The sequence below is a fragment of the Bacillus haikouensis genome, from assembly GCF_013179555.1.
GTDB lineage: Bacteria > Bacillota > Bacilli > Bacillales > Bacillaceae_B > Rossellomorea > Rossellomorea haikouensis_A.
On sequence record NZ_JABMCR010000189.1, the window covers coordinates 1 to 8,266 of the forward strand.

The window sequence follows — 8,266 nt, forward strand, 5'->3', positions numbered from 1 at the left end:
AACCCTCAGCTGATAGTGCTGTCCTTAATACACTCATCATATCCATATCAACTGGAAGGTGCCTGATGATGTCTTTCATTGCCTGTGAAATGTATCGATTGCTGGACATTTGGATTTTTAATTCTCTTGCTTCTTCTCCTGATGGTAAATATCCATACCACAGTAAATAGGCTGCTTCTTCAAAGGTTAAACTTTTAGCTAAATCACGAATTTCATGACCTCTGTAAATCAATACCCCTTGCTCTCCATCAATATGACTAATCTTAGTTCGTGCAGCGACGATTCCTTTTAATCCCTCTTTAAACATTTCCTCATCCCCTTTATAAGTAATTACAATTATTGTATAATAATAGAATTATTAAGAAAATTAAATATTTTTAAATAGATTGATTAAGAATGTTAATAAGAAGGTGAGTTTTTATGGAACTGAATTTACTAAGAACCTTTATAACAGCAGCCCATTGCAATAATTTCAGAAAGACAGCTGAGATACTTTTCATTTCCCAACCTACTGTTACTGTACATATCAAACAATTAGAACAAGAGCTGGGTGTTTCATTATTTGACAGAAGCGGAAAGAAAATAAAGCTGACAGATTCCGGGAGATTTTACTTGGAACATGCCCGGCAGTTACTGAATCTTCATGAAGATGGGATTGTTAAATTGCATTCATTCAGTCAAGGTTATACTTCTAAGCTAACTATTGCTATATCTCCTTTGATAGCTGATAATGTACTTCCTTATGTATTAAAGCAATACTTAAAAAACCACCCTGAGGTAGAGATATCGGTGAAAATAATAGAATCAGAGGAGATCGAGAAGGCTGTGGTTGAAGAACAGGTGGATATAGGCTTATCTTGTCTGCCAACTTATCACCCCGGACTGGAGAGTGAACTGCTTTATACTGATAAGGTTATACTTGTGGCTCCACATGATGGAAGAGACTTTGAATCAGCTCTTCCTTTAGAAGAGGAAGAACTCTTAACCTCCAATTACCTTTTAACTCATAATCACCCCGACTACTGGAATGACTTATGTAATACTGTAAAGCTATACTATCCATCTACCAGAATGATGCAGGTCTCGCAGATTCACATTACTAAGCGGTTTATCATAGAAGGGCTGGGTGTTTCCTACCTTCCATCATCAACAGTAAGAAGGGAGTTGCTGGAGGGCAGACTTCTGGAAGTTCAGACTCATACTTTCGAATTACCCAAGGCGAAAATTTATGCAATGATGAAGTATTTACATAAAGAACAAAAAGAGTTTTTAACCTTTTTATCAGGCTTTAGATTATAATCATTTTCTCCAACAAAGAGGGGTGTTAGTTCATGATAACCGCCTCTTTTTTATTTAATTTGTCTTTATCTGATTGGGGGGCATGAGCATATTTAAGTAATAGGGGTCTTCCATTAAATGGTCAATATAGGAAAAGGACGCGTTCTTTAATAAACGCCCCCGTTAGTTGAAAATTGAGTTTCTTTATTACATTTGACTTATTCCAGATATTAAAAGCCAAAAGGAAATAATTAGTAAAGATAAAGCAATTGTCATTATCGTTAAAACAGGGAAACGCTTTCTGATTAAAAATACTAATGAAATAATAATACTTATTGCTGGTATCCCTAGCCACACTATATCTTGCCATAACTCACTTCTGGACCCTAAAAATCCAAGAAAATTGGTGAAAAACATTACAAACCAAAGGACTTGTAAAAGTAATACACTTTGTATTAACTTCTTCATTTTCTCCCCCTCAAATTGCCTCTTTTCCTCAATTAACCTGCCCCAATAATTGAAGAAGGGCAATAGCCGGATCAATTAGCTAATCTTCAGTTATTGCCCTTAAATGAAATGTAAGATATGTCCTTGCGTTAATTTTATTATAGTTTTTCACTTCACTTTCATTCTAGAAATCAATTTATGAGAACCCAATACATATAAAAACATAATTATGAAAGGATTTATCGTTGGGAAAATATCTACCCCACCCTCTTTTACATTGACAACGTACAAGTAGGAGATATCATAATTTTCTGCAAGGGAAGCGAGCAGAATAAAGCCAACATAGAACCCAATAAACGATAAGATGTACAAAAAGATCATTTTGAAACTCAAATTATAAACACCTCCTCTTTTGTGTGACGATTGAATGCTGACCAGTATTTCATTTAATCCCTTATTCCATTAAACTGCCGCTTTAGCTCCTAGTAGTAATCCACCTTTTATTTATCATTCTTTTTATCTTTTAAATTCTTCCTTGTAACATTTATGTAAGCAAGGAAGAAAATAAGAATACCTATACCTATAATAATTCCTACTGTAAATAAAAATTCCAAGTTGTTTCACCCTTTATAACGCCCAGTTAACCCATAAATTCTATATCAAAACGTTAATATCTTGTTTAATCTTATTTCGCTATCCTGTCCTTCAACTTAATACCAATATTTCAAGAACATTTAATCCTTACAAAGATTTTATTCCGCAAAAAAAGCGCGATGTTAAATAATCGCGCACTTTAGTTGAATAATTCAATTCTGTCTGAAAAGATAACCTATTTTGCTAAGTGTATATAGGCGAAAGGACTTAGTTATTACATCAGAGTCGTATAGCTGACTAGTGAAAGAGAATTTGATATCAATAAAAAATGTGTTACAGGAGGGCACAAGAGGATCCCTTTTTATGTTTATATGTTAGCGATTTACAAGTTGTCAATGCTTTCCACCAATGTGTAGTACCCACCTTCTGCTCCTTCAATTAGATGTTTAATTTTGTTTAGGTGTTCCGAGAAGTCAGTTTTTTCTAACCAACTTTTATGAAATTCAATACTCTCAAAGGTAGTTATCATAATTGCTTTGTTACTATCTACAGACCGATGCCAACGACTACTAATCCAACCAGGAACACCATTATCCTTAAAGTTAAGTAATTCTTCAGCTTGGATATTGACCAATTCATCTAGTTTGCCTGGTTTCGCAGTAAATACATTAATCCACACTATAGAATTATTTGATTTCATTTAAATAACCTCCTTGAATTAATTGTTTTTAAAAAGTCTCAATTTATTAATTTGATATCCTCAGTTTATTAAATTAATGTACTTGTTACTTCGGGCAAACGCTGTAACTTTTTTCATTCTAAAGAATGAAATATGCATTGTTCTAAAATACATAACCATTATTCAATTAATTTGCCCGTTAAAGAAATAATTGGAGAATAAATATTGCTTGTTAGCGAAATTAAAAAACCTAATGCTTCTTCACAAGAAATAGGTATGACAAATAAAGTTTGGTTCAAGAAGGAAAAAGGAACTCTTGATTCTTTTACATGAACAGCTCAGGGCAGTAGCCTTATTCAGCAATTTTGAGGAAGAAAGAGGATAATTCCTGGGAATTAGTACAGGCAGCCAGTCCAACATGTTCATAGAATATATAGCAGGATGGCAACTAGCAAAGCGCAGAATTAGCATCTACACAGCTTATGTATTAAATTTTTGCTGAATCTATCCATAGATACAATTTTGATTGTAAAAACTATTAATGAAAGTGGTGACAAATTATGTCTATTTCTCCTTTTCAAAGGCTTGTAAGTAATATTGAGGATGTATTTCTTGGTGCTGATAGGGATCAAGCTGCAATGAATGCAGCAAACAATACAGGAAATCATCCAGACGCTTGACCGCCGTGTTAATCCCCCTACTTGGCCTTCTTTACAAAAATTTGATAATGATACAACCGCACAACCTTTCTCCCCTTTTGGGTCCGTGCCGAACCCTGAATATATTTGGAATCAACCTACATCAGATGGCCAAACAGTAGCCTTTGCTATAGCTTCTGAGCAGTTTACAGTCCCTGCCGGTCAAACTGCGTCATTTAGCGTGTCTTTAGATGCGTTTGCCGATAATGCCATGGGAGCAAAAATTGAACTTTTTGAAGAAATTGATGGTGGTAGCTTTGTAAAAACAATCCCTCAACCGTCTGGGTTAGGAGAGTTTTTGATGATAGCAGGAGATCCGAATAATCCTGCAGTCGGATTAACAATCGATGGCCCGCCTTTTACCTTTGAGGACATTCGTGTGTATTCCACTCGTTTTACAATTCCGCAAAGTCTACCATCTATCCCTAGAACATTCAAAATCGTTGTGTCCTTTGTGGCAACCAATTACCTGCAACAACCTATTTATTCTTCTAATCCATCTAGTGTGAATAATCCAGCTGGTTTACAATTTATTATCGATCTCTATTTTGCTGAAGGCTGCTGTATAGAACCTCCACCGATAGCAACTCAAGTTGTGTATGTAAATAAGGCTGGTAATGATGCGACTGCAGACGGCAGCGAATGCAATCCATTTTTCACCGTCACTGCAGCAATGGCATCTATAACAGATGCTTCTCCAACTAAACGATATGCTATTTCCATTGGACCAGGAAGTTTTACAGAACCATTAATTCATTTAAAAGCAAACGTTCAATTGGTTGGAACCAGTTCTTTATTAACTAGATTATCCATACCATTTGATCTTAATGACCCATCCTGGTCTGAATCTGGGTTTCAAAATGATAATAGGTCTGGATTTATGGATCTTATTTTGTTAAGTGGACCTCTCGATTTTAACTTTGCAACAGCTAGTAGTTTCAGTGGTAAGTTATTCTTTGTAAGTGTTGATATAAGTCCTTCTCCAACATTCACTGCATTAACCACTTCTGTTAATCAAGTCACTATCCGTGACTCAAGACTATCTAGCGGATACACACAAAACGGAATTAACATGATAATGTTTTCTTCTTTCGTTTCTGGTGGGAATATAACGATTAATTCTCAAGCAACTACAGATACTCAAGTTAATTTAGTAGGTGGAGGAATAAATGGCAATTTGATTATTAATGTTCAATCTGGTCATATCCCAATTGACCCTTTGAATTTAACCAGTTTTGCTATTACGGAAAACATTTTCAATCCTTTTCCTAATTCAGGAAGATTGGTTGTGAATGGGGTTAATAATGTAACTACAAGAGTCAGAGCAACAGTAGATTCGATCCCTATTCGGTCTCGGTTAACCCTTGTAGGGTCGGGTACATCATTAATTAGGGTTGATGATGCTTTTGGGCTAGCTTATACACCAGCTGTTCCTACAGATTACGACCCACCTATTCCGACAACTACACAAGAAGCTCTTGATCAACTAGCTGCACGTATAAGGGCTTTAGGCGGTTAAAAAACCTATATCTGGTTGTTAACTCTCTTCATTTTTTTTACGATAATCCTTTTAGATAAATTGCTCTCTAATCATAGTGAGTTGTGTGTAGCTTTCTTAAGAAGCACAGTTATTTCATTCTATTTCGCATAAAATATATTATTTTTAGAGTTTTAGAATATAGCAGGTGAGATTATGGGCATTTAATTAGACGGTCGAACAAGTCAAAATGCCAGTCTAGCTAACAGTATAACTACCCAATCCTTGATGACACCAATTCTTTATTTGGGGTAGTTGGATTAGACGTTTCACAAGCCACTGTTGGTCAAATAAGAGTCGTGTTTAACGGAACTGTCGCTGTACAGTTACCGTTAAATCCACTTGTAACCAGTGTAACTATCACTGTGGTTAGAGGTACACAACAAACAGGATTAACAACAGTTGAGCCTTGAAATACTGGGACCACAGCTTATTACATTTTCTGGCGCAAACTTTAACCCCCCCTAAGCCGAAAAGTGGACTTTTAGTATATACTGCTTATATAAGTACCTCAGCTATTTGAACAATCCGAGTTGGTCCTAGTTTTAGCGCGTTTTCACTGCAGGGTAATTTCATTTGAGACAAGCATGCCTCCCCCCTGGTGGGTCAATTTTAAGAGATTTCGAAAGTCCTATATATCTCTTTATCTTTCTATTTCTGCCCAATAACTGAATAAGGCAATTAGCGGAGATCACACATTGACCTTCTGTTATTGCCCCCTTTAATGGAGGAACATTAGATATTTGGAATTAACTATAACCCTAAAACATTTAAAACTATTATAATGATTAGCAAATTGATATTTAGCCATATAATAAATTTAATCATAAACTGAGCCCATAGTTTCCTCAGTAAGCCGAAGTAAAATATTATCCCATAACACACTAGGTTAAAACTAACACGTAAACTAGAACTCACTTCTGTTCACCCCAAGAAATCTGCAGATGTATTAATTATCACTGCAATAGCAAACAAATAAAGGTATACCTTATTCTTCATTTCTTTTTTCTCGGTCTCTTGCTTAATTCATACATTTTTATTACCTCTATTTTTGAGGATATTGATAATATACATCCGTTCGGAAAGTACATCGATAAACTTAAAAACCTTTGCTGACAATCCTGTCTCTTCGTATAATTTTTGGCAGTTTCCTCTAAGGATTCTCCTAGCTCCATCATTCCCCCAGTTAATCCCAATTTTAAGATCAGACGATGTTAAAGTAATATTTCCTGCTTTTTATTAATTACGGCAATCGTTGATCCTACTATAATAATAGATTTAGTCCCTATAGATCCTCTTAATTATTTTACATAATTTCCCATAACTTTCGACTCCTACAAGAGTTACTACCATGTAATGAACAGGATCGCGTCCGACTGTTGAAGATAGTTATTAAAATAAAGGACCCAATAGTTTAAGTACTACTTTTCACAATCAGAAGCGTACTCGCTAAATAGAGAAGGAAGATTAATATTATAGAAGCCATTCGCCCTGAGCAATTTTTTCCACTTTTCCTCCTACAAATACGGTGATTTCGCCGTTTTCATCATTCGCCTTTAAAAACAATAAAGATCGTCTATTCATTTCATACCCTTGTTCTACACGAAGATTAATTTTACTTTTATCAAAATATCGATATTTTACTAAGTAAGAAGCTAAACATCCATTAGAACTTCCAGTAGCTGCATCTTCTGGAATACCAAAATAATCTGCAAAGTCTCGAACATTCAAATGATTATCGACATTATATGTTTCAGGAGAGAAAACCATAATCGCTTTTGCGTCAGTATGCTCAATTAGCTCATAGTATTTTTCTTTATTCATTCTAACTTTTTTATTTGCTTCTAAGGATTTTAAAGGGACAATAATTACGGGAAGTCCTGTTGAAACCTCCTGGATAGGAAACCTATTATCTATGTACTCCTTATCTAAATTTAAAACAGCAGAAACCTTATTTGCATCTAAAATACGACCAAATGCGGGTCTATTTTGTTCCATCCAAAAAATTCTTTCTGGTTTATCAAACGATACGGGGATCTGTCCAGCCTTAAAATTTAAAATAAGTTTTTCCGTTAGTTCCCCTATTATTTCATTTTGAATGATATATGCAGTTCCTAAAGTCGGGTGTCCAGCAAAAGGTATCTCTTCATTAGGTGTAAAAATACGAACATCATAGCCATTATTTTTTTTTTGTGTCTGATAAAATAAAAGCAGTCTCTGAATAATTAATCTCCTTAGCGATTTGTTGCATTTTAATATCTGAAAGGATTTCAGCATTCTTAAAAACAGCAAGTTGATTTCCTGTATATTTTCCTTGTGAAAAAACATCCACAATTGAATAATTAATTTTCTCCATTATTTTTCTCCCCACCTATTTTTGTACTATTTTTATAAAACATACCATTTTAGTTAGGATAAAAATATATCACTTTTATTCACCCCGATTGTGAAAATAAAGAGCAGTTCCTCTCTTACCCTAGGAAGTAATATCACTTCTTTTTCTAAGTAAATATGGTGCTGATGGGTTACATTTTATTAATCCTTTTGTATTGCTTATTATATGAATGTAGTCTTCCGCATTTTGAACATTCATCCAAGTAACCTCTTCTATTTCTTCAGGCATAGCTATAGCAATCTCTCCCCCGGTTATCTTCCCTCTAAAAGTAAAGAAAACGGCGTGGTGTCCTCTATCCTCAAAAAACGCCTCACTTACAGAAAAAACATCACTTACTTCAACATCTAAACCCGTCTCTTCCTTAACTTCTCTAATTGCAGCCTCTTCAAGCGTTTCTCCAGGCTCCACTGCACCTCCAGGAAGTGTATAATAAGAACCGTTTTCCCCTATATTTTTTACCATTAATACATTCTCGCCCAGTTCATCAAAAAGAAGCATATATGTGACATCTACTCGCTTCATAAAATAATTCACCTCTATTTATTTAATTTCTTCTTCAGCATAATACCAATTATTTCAAATATCATGATTCTGAGCAATTCCCATGTTCCATTAAATGGCCCGATACAGGAAAAGGA

The 8,266-nt window shown here is 34.9% G+C and carries 6 protein-coding genes and 1 pseudogene; 2 read left to right on the plus strand and 5 right to left on the minus strand.

What is annotated here, in order from left to right; genetic code table 11:
• On the minus strand, window positions 1-307 hold a 307-nt coding region (locus tag HP456_RS16360), incomplete at its 3' end, for a citrate/2-methylcitrate synthase (protein ID WP_172253020.1).
• Window positions 308-420: 113 nt separating this feature from the next.
• On the opposite strand from HP456_RS16360, the gene HP456_RS16365 reads away from it, so the two are divergent.
• Window positions 421-1,299, plus strand: a complete 879-nt coding sequence (locus HP456_RS16365; protein ID WP_172253022.1) for a LysR family transcriptional regulator — start codon at window positions 421-423, stop codon at window positions 1,297-1,299.
• 186 nt (window positions 1,300-1,485) lie between these two features.
• Here the strand turns inward: HP456_RS16365 and HP456_RS16370 are convergent, their stop codons facing one another.
• Entirely contained in the window at window positions 1,486-1,746 is a 261-nt protein-coding gene (locus HP456_RS16370; protein ID WP_172253024.1) for a hypothetical protein, read from the minus strand.
• Between the two features lie 955 nt (window positions 1,747-2,701).
• Window positions 2,702-3,019, minus strand: a complete 318-nt coding sequence (locus HP456_RS16375) for an antibiotic biosynthesis monooxygenase family protein (protein ID WP_172253026.1) — start codon at window positions 3,017-3,019, stop codon at window positions 2,702-2,704.
• A gap of 621 nt (window positions 3,020-3,640) precedes the next feature.
• On the opposite strand from HP456_RS16375, the gene HP456_RS25095 reads away from it, so the two are divergent.
• On the plus strand, window positions 3,641-5,215 hold the full coding sequence (locus tag HP456_RS25095) for a hypothetical protein (protein ID WP_246289144.1): 1,575 nt from the start codon (window positions 3,641-3,643) through the stop codon (window positions 5,213-5,215).
• A gap of 1,491 nt (window positions 5,216-6,706) precedes the next feature.
• Here the strand turns inward: HP456_RS25095 and HP456_RS16385 are convergent.
• Together HP456_RS16385 and HP456_RS16390 are read right to left on the minus strand one after the other, a co-directional pair.
• Window positions 6,707-7,589: pseudogene (locus HP456_RS16385) on the minus strand (PhzF family protein).
• Window positions 7,590-7,709: 120 nt separating this feature from the next.
• Window positions 7,710-8,150 carry an NUDIX hydrolase gene (locus tag HP456_RS16390; protein WP_172253028.1) on the minus strand — a complete coding sequence of 147 codons (441 nt, stop codon included), beginning with the start codon at window positions 8,148-8,150 and terminating at the stop codon, window positions 7,710-7,712.
• Window positions 8,151-8,266 lie beyond the last annotated feature (116 nt).